This window comes from Leisingera sp. M658, assembly GCF_025144145.1.
GTDB lineage: Bacteria > Pseudomonadota > Alphaproteobacteria > Rhodobacterales > Rhodobacteraceae > Leisingera.
In genome coordinates, this window is record NZ_CP083546.1 from 4,180,361 (window position 1) to 4,196,472 (window position 16,112).

17 protein-coding genes and 3 tRNA genes are annotated in these 16,112 nt (G+C 59.8%); 9 read left to right on the forward strand and 11 right to left on the reverse strand.

What is annotated here, in order from left to right; all coding sequences use genetic code 11:
- The first annotated feature begins 103 nt into the window (after window positions 1–103).
- Window positions 104–724 (forward strand): SCO family protein, encoded by a 621-nt coding sequence (locus K3724_RS20370; RefSeq protein ID WP_259988698.1) that lies wholly within the window; start codon window positions 104–106, stop codon window positions 722–724.
- Window positions 725–804: 80 nt separating this feature from the next.
- The gene (locus tag K3724_RS20375) at window positions 805–1,359 is read left to right on the forward strand and encodes an ActR/PrrA/RegA family redox response regulator transcription factor (RefSeq protein WP_129372688.1); all 555 of its coding nucleotides are present in this window, start codon (window positions 805–807) and stop codon (window positions 1,357–1,359) included.
- A 3-nt stretch (window positions 1,360–1,362) separates the two neighbouring features.
- Here the strand turns inward: K3724_RS20375 and K3724_RS20380 are convergent, their stop codons facing one another.
- On the reverse strand, window positions 1,363–1,959 hold the full coding sequence (locus tag K3724_RS20380; RefSeq protein ID WP_259988700.1) for an HD family hydrolase: 597 nt from the start codon (window positions 1,957–1,959) through the stop codon (window positions 1,363–1,365).
- Between the two features lie 235 nt (window positions 1,960–2,194).
- Here K3724_RS20380 and K3724_RS20385 point away from each other — a divergent pair, with 235 nt between their 5' ends.
- Both K3724_RS20385 and ahcY read left to right on the forward strand, forming a co-directional pair.
- A complete protein-coding gene (locus K3724_RS20385; RefSeq protein ID WP_259988702.1) occupies window positions 2,195–2,509 on the forward strand; it encodes a hypothetical protein in 315 nt (104 codons plus the stop codon).
- A gap of 151 nt (window positions 2,510–2,660) precedes the next feature.
- Entirely contained in the window at window positions 2,661–4,049 is a 1,389-nt protein-coding gene (gene ahcY, locus K3724_RS20390) for an adenosylhomocysteinase (RefSeq protein WP_259988704.1), read from the forward strand.
- Between the two features lie 71 nt (window positions 4,050–4,120).
- Here the strand turns inward: ahcY and K3724_RS20395 are convergent, their stop codons facing one another.
- The 6 genes from K3724_RS20395 to tsaD all read right to left on the reverse strand — a co-directional run bounded on the left by K3724_RS20395 (window position 4,121) and on the right by tsaD (window position 8,264).
- The gene (locus tag K3724_RS20395) at window positions 4,121–4,768 is read right to left on the reverse strand and encodes a DUF899 family protein (protein ID WP_259988706.1); all 648 of its coding nucleotides are present in this window, start codon (window positions 4,766–4,768) and stop codon (window positions 4,121–4,123) included.
- Window positions 4,769–5,069: 301 nt separating this feature from the next.
- Window positions 5,070–5,465 carry a DUF1761 domain-containing protein gene (locus tag K3724_RS20400; RefSeq protein ID WP_259988708.1) on the reverse strand — a complete coding sequence of 132 codons (396 nt, stop codon included), beginning with the start codon at window positions 5,463–5,465 and terminating at the stop codon, window positions 5,070–5,072.
- 46 nt (window positions 5,466–5,511) lie between these two features.
- Window positions 5,512–5,934: an EVE domain-containing protein gene (locus K3724_RS20405; RefSeq protein ID WP_259988710.1), complete on the reverse strand. Its 423-nt coding sequence runs from the start codon at window positions 5,932–5,934 to the stop codon at window positions 5,512–5,514.
- Window positions 5,934–6,206, reverse strand: a complete 273-nt coding sequence (locus tag K3724_RS20410) for a YciI family protein (protein WP_065268630.1) — start codon at window positions 6,204–6,206, stop codon at window positions 5,934–5,936. The genes K3724_RS20405 and K3724_RS20410 overlap by 1 nt, the downstream gene beginning before the upstream one ends.
- Window position 6,207: 1 nt before the next feature.
- Entirely contained in the window at window positions 6,208–7,170 is a 963-nt protein-coding gene (locus tag K3724_RS20415; protein WP_259988716.1) for an NAD(P)H-dependent glycerol-3-phosphate dehydrogenase, read from the reverse strand.
- Window positions 7,167–8,264 (reverse strand): tRNA (adenosine(37)-N6)-threonylcarbamoyltransferase complex transferase subunit TsaD, encoded by a 1,098-nt coding sequence (gene tsaD / locus K3724_RS20420; protein WP_259988717.1) that lies wholly within the window; start codon window positions 8,262–8,264, stop codon window positions 7,167–7,169. Before tsaD ends, K3724_RS20415 begins: the two co-directional genes overlap by 4 nt.
- An 88-nt stretch (window positions 8,265–8,352) precedes the next feature.
- Here tsaD and K3724_RS20425 point away from each other — a divergent pair, with 88 nt between their 5' ends.
- From K3724_RS20425 to K3724_RS20435, 3 genes are read left to right on the forward strand one after another with little or no spacing between them, the layout of a single operon-like run.
- A complete protein-coding gene (locus tag K3724_RS20425; protein WP_259988719.1) occupies window positions 8,353–9,063 on the forward strand; it encodes a uroporphyrinogen-III synthase in 711 nt (236 codons plus the stop codon).
- A gap of 52 nt (window positions 9,064–9,115) precedes the next feature.
- Window positions 9,116–10,459: a hypothetical protein gene (locus K3724_RS20430; RefSeq protein ID WP_259988721.1), complete on the forward strand. Its 1,344-nt coding sequence runs from the start codon at window positions 9,116–9,118 to the stop codon at window positions 10,457–10,459.
- Window positions 10,460–10,469: 10 nt separating this feature from the next.
- Window positions 10,470–11,945: a heme biosynthesis protein HemY gene (locus tag K3724_RS20435; protein ID WP_259988723.1), complete on the forward strand. Its 1,476-nt coding sequence runs from the start codon at window positions 10,470–10,472 to the stop codon at window positions 11,943–11,945.
- A 141-nt stretch (window positions 11,946–12,086) separates the two neighbouring features.
- Here the strand turns inward: K3724_RS20435 and K3724_RS20440 are convergent.
- The 3 genes from K3724_RS20440 to K3724_RS20450 form a co-directional block, all read right to left on the reverse strand.
- A tRNA-Leu gene (locus tag K3724_RS20440) sits at window positions 12,087–12,173 on the reverse strand.
- 446 nt (window positions 12,174–12,619) lie between these two features.
- Window positions 12,620–12,695 (reverse strand) — tRNA-Thr (locus K3724_RS20445).
- 38 nt (window positions 12,696–12,733) lie between these two features.
- Window positions 12,734–13,786, reverse strand: a complete 1,053-nt coding sequence (locus K3724_RS20450; protein ID WP_259988725.1) for an AraC family transcriptional regulator — start codon at window positions 13,784–13,786, stop codon at window positions 12,734–12,736.
- Window positions 13,787–13,911: 125 nt separating this feature from the next.
- Here K3724_RS20450 and K3724_RS20455 point away from each other — a divergent pair, with 125 nt between their 5' ends.
- Together K3724_RS20455 and K3724_RS20460 are read left to right on the forward strand one after the other, a co-directional pair.
- Window positions 13,912–14,355 carry a cupin domain-containing protein gene (locus tag K3724_RS20455; RefSeq protein WP_259988727.1) on the forward strand — a complete coding sequence of 148 codons (444 nt, stop codon included), beginning with the start codon at window positions 13,912–13,914 and terminating at the stop codon, window positions 14,353–14,355.
- A gap of 11 nt (window positions 14,356–14,366) precedes the next feature.
- Entirely contained in the window at window positions 14,367–15,854 is a 1,488-nt protein-coding gene (locus K3724_RS20460) for an NAD(P)/FAD-dependent oxidoreductase (protein WP_259988729.1), read from the forward strand.
- A gap of 95 nt (window positions 15,855–15,949) precedes the next feature.
- Here K3724_RS20460 and K3724_RS20465 read toward each other — a convergent pair.
- A tRNA-Leu gene (locus tag K3724_RS20465) sits at window positions 15,950–16,036 on the reverse strand.
- Window positions 16,037–16,112: the final 76 nt, after the last annotated feature.

The following is a 16,112-nucleotide window of genomic DNA, read 5'->3' on the forward strand; positions in this document are numbered from 1 at the left end:
CCCGCAGATGTGACGCCGTGCGCCAGTTGCATCGGCTGTGTTTCTTGATAGGTCTGGCGCTGCAAACGATCAACAACCCTTCCCTTACGAAAAGTGTGATCTCATGACCCGCGTCTATGCTCTCTTTGCTGTTGCTTTTGTTGCTGCCCTTGTGGGTGGTGCCTGGTTTATGACCCGCGGAGGGGCTGGAGGCGACAAATTCGCACAGTGCCGCAGCAGCCAGATCGCTGGCGGCACCGATACCATCGGCGGGGCGTTCGAGCTGGTCAATGCAAAGGGTGAGACTGTCACCGACAAGGATGTGATCACCGAGCCGTCGATTGTCTACTTCGGCTACACTTTCTGTCCTGACGTTTGCCCGATGGATTCGGCCCGCAACGCGGATGCGGTCGATGTGCTGGCAGAGCGCGGCATCAGCGTGACACCGGTGTTCATTTCCATCGACCCGGACCGCGACACCCCTGAAGCTGTTGGCGATTTCGCCGAAAACCTGCATGAAAAGATGATTGGGCTGACCGGGTCTCTGGACCAGGTGAAGGCCGCCAGCAAGGCGTATAAGACCTACTTTAAGAAGAATGAAGGGGATGAGGATTACTACCTCGTCGACCATTCGACCTTTTCCTATCTGGTGCTGCCCGAGGACGGCTTTGTGGAATTCTTCCGCCGCGATGAAACGGCGGAGCAGATGGCCGACAAGACCGCCTGCTTCATCGAAAAAATCTGAGGCAGGATAGCTGTTTGACCTTTCCCCCTGCCCGGACATATTCTTGCGTGAACAGACAAAAACTTCGCGGAGGACCGGGCATGGCCGAAACTGCTCTGCAGGATATTGGACCAGACAAGACACTGCTGCTGGTTGATGATGACGAGCCGTTTCTGCGGCGTCTGGCCAAGGCAATGGAAAAGCGCGGTTTCTCAGTGGAGACTGCGGGGTCGGTTGCCGCAGGCAGTGCCATTGCAACGGCCCGCCCGCCGGCCTTTGCGGTGGTGGATCTGCGGCTGGAAGACGGCAATGGTCTGGATGTGGTCGAAGTGCTGCGGGAAAAACGTCCGGATAGCCGGGTTGTGGTTCTGACCGGCTATGGTGCCATCGCCACGGCTGTTGCAGCGGTCAAGATCGGTGCGACGGATTACCTGTCCAAGCCGGCCGATGCCACAGACATCATGAACGCTTTGCTGGCCAACGAAGATGTGCTGCCGCCGCCGCCGGAAAACCCGATGAGCGCCGACCGTGTGCGCTGGGAGCATATCCAGCGGATCTATGAGCTATGCGACCGCAATGTCTCGGAAACCGCACGGCGGCTTAACATGCACCGCCGCACCCTGCAGCGGATCCTGGCCAAACGCAGCCCGCGCTGAGGATCAGAGCTGCGCCATCAGCGCTGTATGGCGGCCCAGAAACGCCATACGGGTTTCCAGCGGCGGGCGCAGCACGATATTCAGCCCCGCGGTAACCTCCGGTTTCGGGCGGCCGAAGAACCGGCTGGCTTCTTTTTCCGAAAAGCCGGCGATCTGCACCGCTTCCATCCAGGCGCTGATCTTGTCGGCCCGCTTGATTTGCGCTTTCACAGTCTTGGGCAAGGCAGCGGGCAGCCCGAATCTCAGGTGAATGGCCGCCGTCAGCCGCAAGTCCAGTTCGCCATATCCCGGCCCCACCGCAGCTTTGACTGGCGAGATCATATCCCCGATCACATATTCCGGCGCATCATGCAGCAGTGCTGCCAGCCGCCATTTGACCGGTGCCTTTGGGTTCATCCGGCTGAAAAGGTCCTCAACCAGCAGCGAATGCTCAGCCACGGAATAGGCAAAATCCCCCATTGTCTGACCATTCCAGCGGGCAACAAACGCCAGTCCGTGGGCGATATCCTCGATCTCAATATCCACCGGTGTCGGGTCCAGCAGATCCAGACGGCGGCCGGACAGCATGCGCTGCCATGCGCGGGCGGGTTTTGCGGGCATGAGGGTTTCCTGTCGCTGCACTTACCCCTTTGACTAACCGTTGCGCGGCAACCGGGCAATGCTTGCCGGGTTTGGCTGCCGGATACCTGAACACAGGCAAAAAACGGAGTGTTTATGCCTTGTGAGTTTGAAACAGGCACTGCGCGGCCCAATATTATAGGTATACAAGGGGCACCGCCCCCTCTCTGCGGCAACCCCTTTTCGTGACGTGACACGCAATGGAAAGGAGTTTGTCATGTTTAAGCGTCTTCTTGGTATTTCTCTGTTATTCGGCATGGCAGCGACGGCGCCGCCAGCCTTGGCAGCCAGCTGCGGCGACCGCGAGGTCATGACCCAAAAGCTGGAAAGCGGATACTCCGAACGGCTGACCGCCGGCGGATTGCAGAAAAGCCGTCCTGAGGCCACTGTGATCGAGGTCTGGTCGTCGGATGAAACCGGAACTTTTACGGTTCTGGTCACACATGCGAATGGGGTCAGCTGCGTTGTCGCGACCGGTTCCTCATTCTTCCACATTTCGGAAAATACGTCGGACCCAGGCACGCCAAGCTGACATTGGCCGCCTGACAGGCTCCCCCCAACAGCCTGCTCCACCATAAAAAGCCAGAGCCATAAGCTCCGGCTGCGGGTATCTTCGTTGAATATCAACAATTGCAGTGCTAGGCCCTCCTGCAACTGTACTTGCAACTGGATTGGAGCTGGCAATGGCCGGGGATTATATCGTCAAGGACATCGCGCTGGCCGGGTTCGGCCGCAAAGAGCTGGACATCGCCGAAACCGAAATGCCGGGACTGATGTCCCTGCGCGCGGAATACGGCGAAAGCAAACCGCTGAAAGGCGCGCGCATTGTCGGCTCATTGCATATGACCATCCAGACCGCTGTGCTTATTGAGACGCTGGTGGCGTTGGGCGCCGATGTGCGCTGGGCGTCGTGCAACATCTTCTCGACCCAGGACCACGCTGCCGCGGCGATTGCCGAAGCAGGCATTCCGGTCTTTGCGATCAAGGGCCAGTCGCTGGAAGAGCATTGGGATTATTTGGATAAATCCTTCATGTTCGAGGAAGGCCCCAACCTGATCCTCGACGATGGCGGCGATGCCACCCTTTATGTTCTGCTGGGCGCGCGTGCCGAGGCGGGCGAGGATATCATTCCCGTGCCGCAGTCCGAAGAAGAAGCGGTCATCAAGGTGCAGATCCAGAAGCGCATGGAAGCATCCCCGGGCTGGTTCACCAAGACCCGCGATGCGATCCTGGGCGTGTCCGAGGAAACCACTACCGGCGTGCACCGCCTCTATGATCTGCAGAAGAACGGGCAGCTGCCGTTCCCGGCGATCAACGTGAATGACTCGGTCACCAAGTCGAAGTTCGACAACAAATACGGCTGTAAGGAATCGCTGGTCGACGGCATCCGCCGGGCCACCGATACCATGATGGCCGGGAAGGTCGCTGTGGTCTGCGGTTACGGTGACGTGGGCAAGGGCTCTGCCGCCTCCCTGCGCGGTGCAGGCGCCCGGGTGAAAGTCACCGAGGCCGACCCGATCTGCGCCCTGCAGGCTGCGATGGACGGTTTTGAAGTGGTGCTGCTGGAAGAGGAAGTCGGTTCCGCGGATATCTTCATCACCACCACCGGCAATAAGGACGTGATCCGCATCGAGCACATGCGCGAGATGAAGGACATGGCGATTGTCGGCAACATCGGCCATTTCGACAACGAGATCCAGGTCGCCGCGCTGAAAAACCACAAGTGGACCAACATCAAAGAACAGGTGGACATGATCGAGATGCCTTCGGGCAACCGCATGATCCTGCTGTCCGAAGGCCGCCTGCTGAACCTTGGCAACGCCACTGGCCATCCGAGTTTCGTGATGTCGGCGTCCTTCACCAACCAGGTGCTGGCCCAGATGGAGCTGTGGACCCGCGGCGACCACTATGAAAACGACGTCTATATCCTGCCCAAGCATCTGGACGAGAAAGTCGCCCGCCTGCACCTGGGCCGTATCGGCGTTAAGCTGACCCAGCTGAGCGCTGAGCAGGCCGCCTATATCGGGGTCAAGCCGGAAGGACCGTTCAAGCCCGAGCATTATCGCTACTAAGCGGTTTCTCTTTTCAAAAAATCAGCGCCGCTGGAGCAATCCTGCGGCGTTTTTTATTGCCGGGCCGCAGATCAGCGCTGGCTGGGCATATGGTCGCCGCGCCCCTCAGGGGTGAGGTCGAACAGGTTCCACATCGGCCACAGTGTATCGACATGGCGCGGCTGCCAGGGGCTTGGCTCAAAGAGCATCTCCGATCCCCAGAAATGCCGGATACCGTCCTCTGACCTGGTGAAAACATGCAGCATCGGCAGCTGCGCGCCCTCGCTGCTTTCACCCAAATAGTCCTGCTGATAGCTAGTGCCCGCAGCAGAATAGAGCGGCAGATCCTGCCAGCCCTTTGCGGTCTGCAGTGCTGCAAGCCGTTCCGGCGATGATTGCGCGACAACCGCGAACCCCATGCGCGCGTGCACATGGGACACTTGCCCGCGCCAGCCATCCAGAATCGCTGCACACATCGGGCAGGCTGCCTCGCTGTCCGGCCCGTACATCAGAGAATAAACCGCAAGGGCACTGTGCTTGCCGAACAGGTCCAGCAAGGATGCCGAAGCGCCGCTTGTGCTGCGGAATTCATAAGTCTCTGCAACCCGCCCGCCGGCAGGCAAAGCCCGTCGCAAGGCGGCAACTTTTTCAGTTTGCGCGCGCAAACCGATCTCAGCTTGCAACAGTTCATTGCGGGCCGTGCGGTAGGCGGCGCTCTCGTTAGGGATGCTTACAGGCATTGCGTGCCTTTCCTGACTGGTGACTCCATAATTAACAATTATGTTAATTAATATGGCGATCTGTCAAGAAGCTTCTCGTGTTCTGCGGTGTGACGCAGATTATGTGGCTAGCTTCCAGCGTCGCTGATTTAGCTCGCATTGTCAGGGTTATTGATTTGCGGAATCGTGTTTCAAAGAGCTACACATAAGACACCGGCCAGGACGGCCAGGTACCAGATTTTCAAACGCGTGTGGTGGATAGTGGAGCACGCGGGGTGGAAGGGAAGGTCCTGATTGTCCTCAGGTCCTTCCCTTTTTCAATTCAGAACAGGCTCAGCACCAGGCCAGCAATTGCGCAGGCCAGCGTCGCATAGCCGCCATCAATCAGCGTCAGCTTAACCGGCCGCATCCCATACATGTTGTTCAGGGCAATCCAGGGGCTGATGAAGAACAATCCGACACCTGCACCGCCAATCAGACCCGCGCCCAGGGTCTCGATGCCGGACAGAGTGAACACATGGCGCATCATGCCAGCAACGATCAGCTGCAGCACAAAAGCCATCGCAAAAATCATCGGGCTCTGGCCGCCCTTCGGTTTTCCGTCTTCATCACATTCAACACCAGCGGCCTCGACCCACGGTTTGGCGAGGGCGCCGTAATATCCTGCTCCCAGCGCAAATGCCGCCGCAGCCGCCACGATCACACTTAAGAATTCCATGCTGTTCTCCTCAATGGTTTCAGCCACTTAGGAACAGATTGGCAGATCAGCTGGAATCTGTCTCCCCCAGCGCGCAGATGGTGGCCCATTCCGCGTCGCTCACCGGCTGCACAGACAGGCGGGAGTTCCTGACCAATACCATCTCTTCCAGCTGCGGGTCGGACTTGATCTGGTCCAATGAAACCGGCTTAGCAAAAGGCCGCACCGCTTTGATGTCAACACACTCCCAGCGGTCGTCTTCGGTGGTGCTGTCAGGATGGGCCTCGGCGCAGACCTCAACAATACCGACCACGGATTTTTCTTTCTGCGAATGATAGAAAAACCCGCGGTCGCCGATCTTCATTTCGCGCATGAAATTGCGCGCCTGGTAGTTGCGCACGCCGTCCCATTCTTCACCCGCATCACCTTTGGAGACCTGGTCGTCCCAACCCCAGGTAGAGGGTTCGGATTTGAACAGCCAGTAGCGCATCAGCCGATGACCTTTTTCCAGGTGATCAATTCGACAGCTTCAAACAGGCCGGCCTTGTTGTAGGGGTCGTTCTCTGCCCAGGCTTCACCTGCTGCCATGTCTTCGACATCCAGAATAACCAGAGATCCGGCCATATTGCCATCCTGATCCAGCAGCGGACCTGCCTGCGCAACGGCACCGGTGTCGTTGATATAGGCCAGATGGGCGTCGCGGTTGTCCAGCCGGGTCTGCAAATGGCCGGGCTTGTCACGGGCAATCAATGCGATCAGCATTTTATTCCTCTTTTAATGGTCTTTTAAGCAAATGTGCCGCTGCTTCGCTGATCGTCAAGCGCTGATCGAGCAAATTGGTTACCGTAAGAGTGACCGGCATGTCCAAATTCATCCTTTGGGCTTGCTCCGCGACTGCCCGCGCGGTGGCTGCCCCTTCGACCGTGATAGTGGAATCGAAATCTTCCTCCCGGCCAATGGAAAGCCCCAAGCGATAGTTGCGGGACAGGTCGGAACTGCAGGTCAATGTCAGATCACCAAAGCCCGAAAGCCCGGCCAGCGTCTCAGATTTCGCTCCACAGGCCAGCGCTAAGCGTTGCATTTCAGCATATCCGCGCGTCATCAGTGCGGCGCGGGCACTGTCACCCAGCCCGGCCCCAATGACCGCTCCGCAGGCAATTGCCATCACGTTTTTCAAAGCGCCGCCGATTTCGGCTCCAATGGTGTCCGTGGTGCGGTAGAGGCGCAGGTTGGCCGTGGTCAGTTGTGCCTGCAGTGCCTTGCCCTGCTCTGCCTCTTTGCAGGCAAGGGTTAGTGCGGTTGGCAGCCCGCGCGCAATATCGGCGGCAAAGCTCGGCCCCGTCAGCAGCGCTGCACTGGCATTCGGGAGAACTTCCTGGATGACCGCCACCGGGCCTAGGCCAGAGTCCAGCTCGATACCCTTGCAACAGGCGACAAGCGTCTTTCCAGTCAAGTGATCCTTGTGCTGTTCCAAGGCGCCACGCAGCGTTTGCATCGGTACCGCCAGCAGCAGGACATCGGACTCGCAGGCTTTCCCGATATTGGATGTGATCGGCAGGTTCTTGGGCAGTTCAACGCCTGGCAACCGGGTTCCGTTGCGGCGGCTGTCCTGCATCGCCTGGGCTTTCATCGCGTTGCGCGCCCACAGGGTCACCGGGCCCTTGCCAGCCAACGAAATTGCCAAAGCTGTGCCAAAGGCGCCGGATCCCAGAACTGAAACACTCATGCCTTGGCTCCCTTTCGGCCCGATCCGATCAGTGCCGGGCTGCTTTGGTCCAGTGGCCAGCGGGGGCGGGCGGTCAGGTCCAGCCCGTCGCGGGCGCCCGCCTTGAACAGTTCCAGCCCGGCATAGGCGATCATCGCGGCGTTATCAGTGCACAGCTGCAGCGGCGGTGCGGTAAAGGTGGCACCTGTCTCAGCGCAAACAGTCTCTAACGCAGCGCGAATGGCGGTGTTTGCTGCAACGCCGCCGGCAACGGCCACGGTTGGCTGCTCGGGCTGTTCCTCCAGATACAGGCGTATAGCGCGGCGGGTTTTTTCAGCCAATGTATCCACCACAGCGGCCTGGAAACCGGCGCACAGATCGGCCCGGTTCTGTCGGGTAAGGCCGCCTTTTTCCGCCGCGATTTGGTCACGCATCCGCATCAATGCAGTTTTCAGGCCTGAAAAGGACAGGTTGCAATCCGGCCGGTCCAGCAAGGGGCGGGGAAAGCGGTAGCGCTTGGGATCGCCGTTTTCAGCCTCTGCCTGCACGGCCGGTCCGCCCGGTTGCGGCAGGCCCAGCAGGCGGGCGGTTTTGTCAAATGCTTCGCCCGGGGCGTCGTCTATGGTGCCGCCGAGGCGGGTGAAATTCTCAGGCCCGCGCACCAGCAAGTATTGGCAGTGCCCGCCAGAGACCAGCAGCATCAGGTAAGGGTAGGCAATCCCGTCTGTCAGCCGCGGCGTCAATGCATGGCCTGCCAGATGGTTTACGCCCACCAGCGGCAGGCCGGTGGCGGCTGCAATCCCCTTGGCGCACATAACGCCTGACATCACTCCGCCGATCAGCCCGGGGCCGGCTGTCACAGCGACCGCATCGATGTCTTTCAGGCTCAACCCGGCATCAGCCAGCGCATCCAGCACGCAAATGTCCAGCTTCTCGGCGTGGGCACGGGCAGCAATCTCCGGCACCACGCCGCCAAAGGCACTGTGCAGCTCGGCCTGGCCGAACACGACCGAAGACAGAACCTCGGGCTGGGCGCCCTCCGGTTGCCGCACCACCGCGGCGGCGGTATCGTCACAGCTGCTCTCCAGCCCCAGAATTGTCAGGGTCTTTGTCATGGCCTTACCGTTGCATCGCTTTGCCGCCGGGGCTACCACCTAAGCGGATTGCAAACAATCCCGGGAGCCCGCGATGGTGCCTTTGCTGATGACACGCCCGCTGGCAGCGGCAGAGCGGTTTGTGGCCGGGCTGCCCCAAGGGGCCCGTGCCGGGTTGCAGGTGGTCTATGCGCCGCTGATGCAGATCCGGCCGATACAGGCGCAAGTCAGCCTGGATGGCATGAAAGGCGTGATCTTCACATCGGCCAACGGGGTGGAAGCCGCTTCACGTGAAACTGCGGCGCGCCTGCCGGCTTTTTGTGTCGGTGAGCGCACGGCCAAGGCTGCGGCAGAGGCCGGCTGGCAGGCGGTGAGCCTGGGGCAATGCGCGGATGAATTGGTCGAAAGAATGCTGCAACAGCCGCCGGAAGCACCGCTGTTGCATCTCCGGGGCGCCCATGCGCGGGGCGGGATTGCGCAACGGCTTACTGATGGCGGTATCCCCTGCCGTGCGCAAACCGTGTATGATCAGGTTCTTCTAGCGTTGTCAGAGGAGGCGCAAGCGGTGCTTTCTGCACAGAAAGATGTGATCGTGCCGCTTTTCTCTCCCAGAACGGCGAGTCATTTTGCCAGCCAATGCGGGGATGCTGCGCATTTGCACCTGATTGCGCTGAGCCAGGCTGTTGCAGAACCATTGAAAAGCTTGAATTGCAAGGTGTTGCGCGTAAGTAAGGAACCTGATGCCCAAGCCATGGCAGAGGCTGTCTTTGATGCCGCAGCCCAGCTGTCCCGGCTTGAGGGCAAGGGGCGCGCAGAGTAGTGTCCGGCGTGTTCGCACGAAATGTATATTTGGAATCGAGGGGGAGGCCGGCGTGGCTGACAAGAAAAATCCGGAAGACGTGATTGAGCCTGGTCCCGGTGAATCCCAACCGGTTGAAGGCACCGCTGAAGCGCTTCAACAGGATGTGATTGACGAAAGCGCCGCCGAAACGGTTGACGATTCTAAGGACACAGAGTTCGCAGTTTCCGAGACCGAGACCGAGACCGAGACCGAGACCGAGACCGAGACCGAGACCGAGACCGAGACCGAGACCGAGACCGAGACCGAGACCGAGACCGAGACCGAAATTGCGGCTTCTGATTTGGAGGTGGCTCCGGATGAACAAGCCGCCTTTGAAACAATGGAGCCAGTTGCTCACGCAGAGCCGCCCCGCGAAATCGAACGTGTGGTAGAGAAGCGCGGTGGATTCGGCTCAGCCGTGCTGGGCGGCGTCGTGGCTGCGGTCATTGGGTTTGTCGTCGGCCAAGGCGGCTGGCTTGATAGCGTTCTGCCGGCTTCGCTGCAAAATCAGGGCACAGAGCTGACGGCTCTGGAAACCGGCCAGTCGGACCTGCAGGCGGCTTTGGCCGCATTGAAGCAGCAGGTAGAGGCCAGCCAGCCCCCGGACATAACGCCCCTTACTGCGCAGATCCAAACTCTTGCCGCCGACATCGAACCGCTGAAAACCGCGCAGGCCCCGGATGCGGTGCTGCGTGCGGATCTGGAGACTTTGACCGCCCGTGTTGCGGCACTGGAAACCCGGCCGCTGGAAGGCGCCTCGCCCGAAGCTGTCGCCGCGTTTGAAGCTGAGCTGGGCAAGCTGCAAGACAGCTTGGCTGCGCAGCGTTCCGAAGTCGAACAGATGCTGGCAGACGCTCAGGCTATGGACGCGGCAAGTGCTGAGGCCGCACGGATTGCCAGCGCCCAGACGCAGCTGGCGCAGCTGCGTTCTGCCTTGGACACCGGTAACAGCTATGCGCCCAGTGTGCAGGAGCTTGCGGCCCTCGGCGTTGATGTTCCGGCAGCCTTGTCCGGCCCTGCGAAGAGCGGAGTAGCCTCGCTGTCTGCCTTGCGGGACGGGTTCGCACCGGCTGCCCGCGAGGCGCTGGCCTCTGCCCGCGAGGAGACAAAGGACGGCAGCGGCCTGCTGGATTACGTGAATCGCCATCTGGGTGCCCGCTCTGTCACTCCGAGGGACGGGGACGATACGGATGCGGTCCTGTCCCGCGCCGAAGCGGCTGTGTCCGGGGGCAAGCTGCAGGAAGCATTGGCAGAACTTTCTGCCCTGTCCGCCTCTGCCCGCGCTGCCCTGTCCAGCTGGGAAGCCGCTGCAAATGCGCGGGTGGCAGCCGTGACTGCCGCCACTGATCTGGCCCAAAGCCTGCAAGCCAAATAAGGAAGCCGCCATGCTCTGGTCGTTGTTGAAGATCCTCGTTTTCGTCGCGATTATCGCGCTTCTGGCATTTGGCGCGGGTCTGCTGATGGAAACTGCCGGCGGTGTGCAGATCACCGTAGCCGGCACTGAATACACTTTGGGTGCGCTGCAATCGGTGATTGCGCTGGGCGTACTGGTCTTTGGAGTCTGGCTGTTCCTCAAGCTGCTGTCGCTTCTGGTTGCCACGCTGCATTTTTTGAATGGTGATGAGACCGCCTTGTCACGGTATTGGGACAAAGGGCGCGAGCGCAAAGGCTATCAGGCGCTTGCCGATGGTTTGATGGCGCTGGCCTCCGGCGAGGGGCGTCTGGCGCTGGCCAAGGCGGCGCGGGCCGAGAAATACCTGCAAAAGCCGGATCTGACCGATCTGCTGGTGGCACAGGCCGCAGAGATGAGCGGCGACACTCGCAAAGCTGCCGAAGCCTATAAGCGGCTGCTGTCGAACCAGCCGACCCGCTTTGTCGGTGTGCGCGGGATCATGAAGCAGAAGCTGTCCGAAGGCGATACGGAAACAGCCCTCCAGCTGGCCGAGAAAGCACTGGCGCTGCGTCCGAAACATGAGGAAGTTCAGGATACGCTTTTGCGTCTGCAAGCCCAGGCCGAGGATTGGGCCGGTGCCCGCAAGACACTGTCCACCAAGCTCAAGACCGGCACCCTGCCGCGCGACGTGTTCAAGCGCCGCGACGCGGTGCTGGCGCTGTCGGCCTCCAAGGGGATTCTGGACGAAGGCGCGACGGTCGAGCAGCAGGAGCAGGCAATCGAGGCCAACCGCTTGTCACCGGATCTGGTGCCGGCTGCGGCAATGGCCGCCCGTGCCTATATCGCCAAGGGCAAGAAACGCCCGGCAGCCCGGCTGCTGAAAAAGACCTGGGAAAGCCAGCCGCATCCCGATCTGGCCCATGCTTTTGCAGAGATCGAACCGGAGGAAAGCGCTGCAGAGCGCGTAAAACGCTTTGACCAGCTGGCCCGGCTCAAACCGCAGGATGACGAGACCCGGCTGATGATGGCCGAATTGAACATTGTCGCCGAAGACTTCCCCGAAGCCCGCCGCTGGCTGAATGATCTGGTCGAGCGTGCACCCGACGCCCGCGGGTTGACGCTGATGGCTGCGATCGAGCGCGGCGAAGGGGCCGGTGACAAGGTTGTGCAGGGCTGGCTGGCCAAGGCGCTGACCTCTCCGCGCGGGCCGCAATGGGTCTGTGATAGCTGCAACCATATTCACGCGGAATGGGCGCCGGTTTGCGAGCATTGCGCCAGCTTTGACACCCTGTCCTGGAAGCGGCCGGAAACGCCGGAAGTTGCCAGTCTTGCAGCAGCACATATGCTGCCGCTGATTATTGGTGCTCCGGAAGAAAAGGCCTCGGAGACGGTGGAAGAGGCTGAGGTTCTGGAATCCGGTCAGGAACCAGTGTCAGAGGCTCAGGAGCAGATCAAAGAGCCTAATTGAGACAGCAAATATAGCAAGGAATGGCGGGATTTCCTGCCGTTCCTTTAGCTCTCAGAGATGGGCGGCCATCAGCCTGCAGAAACAAGCAAACCCGAGGATAGGGCGGGTGCCGGCTGGAGGCGAAGTGCATTTTTCGGGGAATGGTGCCCAGGAGAGGACTCGAACCTCCACGTCCTTACGAACACTAGCACCTGAAGCTAGCGCGTCTACCAATTCCGCCACCTGGGCAGGTGTCGTGGGACCGGCGTATAAGCGGAGTCGCAGGCAGCGTCAAACGAAAATGGACCGGCCTGCCTGGCAAAATCCGGATTTCAATAATCACGACTGTATACTGCACAAGTTAAGATGAGTTGGCCGTGGAATTTCGGACCAGTGCCTAAGGCGGATCGGCTTGTGAGCAAGGCCATCATGATGGCAAGAAACAAACACAGTATGAGGCCTGGCCCTGGTTGTTGAAGGGGCTTGTCACCAGTTGGCCAAGGTAGGTGTGTGACGTCTGTATTGGTTAGATTACAATGCGGCACGTGTATCCTTCCCACGTCGCGAACATGGATTGCTAGTTCCTATACCAAGGGGCTGGAGAAGTGTTGCCCATGTACGTTGCGAAGGAGTTCCTATGTTCCGGGGCAGGCATCGTTGCCCTAGGTCAACGGGGGTATGGAATATGGAGGGGGTGGTGCCGGTGATAGGACTCGAACCTACGACCCCATCATTACGAATGACGTGCTCTACCAGCTGAGCTACACCGGCGCTGTTTTCTGCCTGTAGCGGAAAACAGTGCTGCCCGTTTAAACGCTGCTTGAATACCGCGCAAGTGGGGATCCTGCGGGTTTTTCTGGTTTTCTCCGTGCAGCACAGGTAGTGCTGGGCAACTCGCCAAACCGGTCGCGGTAGAGCTGGGAAAACCGGCCTAAGTGAGAAAAGCCGCAGTCATAAGCAATGCTGCTGACCGGCGTTTCAGGAGGCCGGGACAACAGCAGATAGTGAGCCAGATCCAGCCGCAAATCGCGCAGATACGCCACCGGCGTCAAACCAAAGGTCCGACGGAAGCCGGTTTGCAGGCTGCGGATACTGCATCCTGCCGCGGCGGCTATTTCTAAAACGGTTACAGGATCTCCTGCATGCGTGTGAATGAAGTCCCGTGCACGGCGGATCTGATGGCTGCTGCCGGCCGCTGTCCGCGGTGACAGAAGATGGCAGATGTTGCTTTGCTGATTGGTCAGGAAGCCCAGGATCAGCTGCTCTTCGATCAAGCTTTGCTGCAGGCGGCTCCAGGTGCCGAACCCTGCCTGCGCGTCGGTGGCGTGGACACAGGCGGCAAATTGGCGTGCCCAACGGTGCAAAGGCCCTTTTGATACGGGAACGGCAGTGTTGAAAATCACGGCTTCGGCCAGAGTAAGCCCGGCAGCGCGTTCCGCGATTTCATGCAAAGCTTTCCGGTCGATCTGCATAAGCAGCATCCGGCAATCGGCATGCCAGGTCATCCGGGTGGCCCGTGTCGGGTTCAGCACTGTGGCAACGCGGCAATCCGACTCCTCGGTTTCTGCTCCGTTGGCCACATGCGCATGGCCGCTGACCGGTACCTGCACCAGATAGAAATCCTGCAGCTCACCGGGGTCGATCTGCACCGTGGATCCATAGCTGAGGTAATTTAGAGAGAGGTGCTGTCCGCAGACGTGGTTGTGGCGGGTACCAAAGCCGCGGGCCTGCCCCGCTGGTTCCAGCCGGTGATCGCAGAATTTTTGCGCGACAAGCGAGCGGGCCTCATCAATGTCGCGGCTGTGGAATTGCCGCCACGCGCGCAAGGGCTCGCGCCTGGTTGATGCCTGTTGTGTGGTCATTGACGCAGCCTAACACGGTTGCCGGGTCAGGCAATCATGGCAGTCTGCGCTATTTTGCGCATTTTGGATAATCCATTTGTGGAGCCGCCCCTAGGCTGCTGGGAGGAAAAAAATGGGAGGAAAGCATGGCATTGGATCGGGGAATTACCAAGGCGGCCGAGGGGCTGGAAGGCCTGTCCTGGAACGTAGTTGGCCACACCTACACGCCCAAGCTGCATAGCGAAAACGCGTTTATCTGGCACGCACTGATCCCGGATGGCACATTTGTGCCGCCGCATATTCATCCCGTGCAGGATGAGTGGATCACCCTGTTAGAGGGCGCGCTGGAGGTGGAATTCGGCGGTGATGTTTTCCGGGCCGGGCCGGGCGACACTGTGCGGATGCCAATGGGTGTGGCGCATGGCATCTTTAACCGTTCGGGCACTGCGGCCTCTTGTGTCTTTGGGGTGGCTCCGTCGCGCAGGCTGTTCGATTTGTTTTGTGCGCTGGACGGCGTGACCGACCCGGAAGAACTGGTGCGGATCTCGGCGCTGCATGAGGTCGACTTCCTGCCGCCCCCGGCGGAATGAGGGAGCGGAACATGGTAAAGCGCAAAACGGTTGCCGTGATCGGCGGCGGAATAAGCGGTCTGGCGGCAGCCAAGGCATTTGCGGAAAAGGGGCATCAGGTTCTGGGGTTTGATCGCAGCCATGACCTTGGTGGAGTATGGGAGCCATCGCGCTCCTATCCTGGGGTGCAGACGCAATCGCCCAAGGAACTTTATTGTTATACCGACCACCCTATGCCGCAGGAGTACCCTGAATGGCCCAAGGGACCGCAGGTGCATGCCTATCTGCATTCTTACGCTCAAAAGCACGACCTGCACCGGCATTTTCAATTGAACGCCGCTGTACAGGAGATGGACCGGCGCCCGGACGGGCAGCCGGGCTGGCGGCTGGTGGTCAAGACGGACGGCGAAACCCGCGTGCAGGACGTGGATTTCGCTGTCGTCTGCACAGGCCAGTTTTCAGAGAAGAACATCCTCAGCCATCCCGGGCAGGAAGATTTTACGGCGCAAGGCGGGGAAGTTATGCATTCCTCAGAGTACCTCGACCCAGGCCATGCACGCGGTAAGCGGGTGGTGGTGCTGGGCGGCTCAAAATCCGCCACCGATGTGGCGGTGAATGCAGTGCAGAATGGTGCGCGGCAGGTGCATCTGGTTTACCGGCAGAATGTCTGGCGGATTCCGTATTTCGTCGGCGGCATCAATTTCAAAAAGCTGCTCTATATGCGGGCCCAAGAGGCACAGTTCAACGGTTGGGGCCGCAGCTGGCTGCACAAGGCAATCTATAGCCTGGCGAAACCGTTGATCTGGGTCAATTTCCGCGGGTTAGAGACGCTTTTGAAGCTGCAGCTGGGGTTGAAGAAGTGGGATATGGTGCCCGATATGCCGATCGAACAGGATGTATCCTGTTCGGTTCCGATTGTGACGCCGGGTCTGTTTGAAGGATTGAAAAGCGGCTCGATCATTCCGCGGCGCACAACGATTTCGCGGTATGAGGGCGATGAGGCAGTACTGGAAAACGGCGATAGAATCGGCGCTGACCTGGTGATCTCGGCAGTGGGCTGGAAGCTGGGCATCCCCTATCTGGCCCAGCGGCATCTGGACAAGCTGATCGAGGCTGATGGCCAGTACCGGACCTACCGGCTGTCGGTGAACCCGGACCTGCCGGAGATGGGCTTTGTCGGTTTCAACTCCAGCTTTTGCACGATCCTATCAGCGGAGTTGGTGGCGAATTGGCTGGTCCGCTTTGCCGACGGCAAGCTGGAGAAGCAGCCCTCGCGGGCAGAGATGGAGGACAACATCCAAATGATGCTTGATTGGCGCCGCAAGGAACGGCCTGCCGCGCAGATCTATGGCGGACTGTGCTCGGCACCGTTCCATTTCAAGCATTTTGACGAGCTGCTGATGGATATGGGGGCGGCGCAGTGGAAGCGTTCCAACCCGTTGGTTGAGCAATTTGCACCGCCGGATGCCAGCGCTTATGGCCGGTTTCTGGCGACGGCTCCGCAATACACGGCGGCCTGAAATCTGCCCTTGTGCCTGCCGGAAACGGCAGGCGCATTCGCGCTTCAGCATATGCCTGTCTGAAGCTGCGAAGTGCAGAATTTTTCTTCGGGGAATGGTGCCCAGGAGAGGACTCGAACCTCCACGTCCTTACGAACACTAGCACCTGAAGCTAGCGCGTCTACCAATTCCGCCACCTGGGCAGGTGTCGTGAGACCGGCGTATAAGGTGGTTCGTTGGGGGCGTCAAACGGAAAACCGCCGAAGACCCAACCTAAGC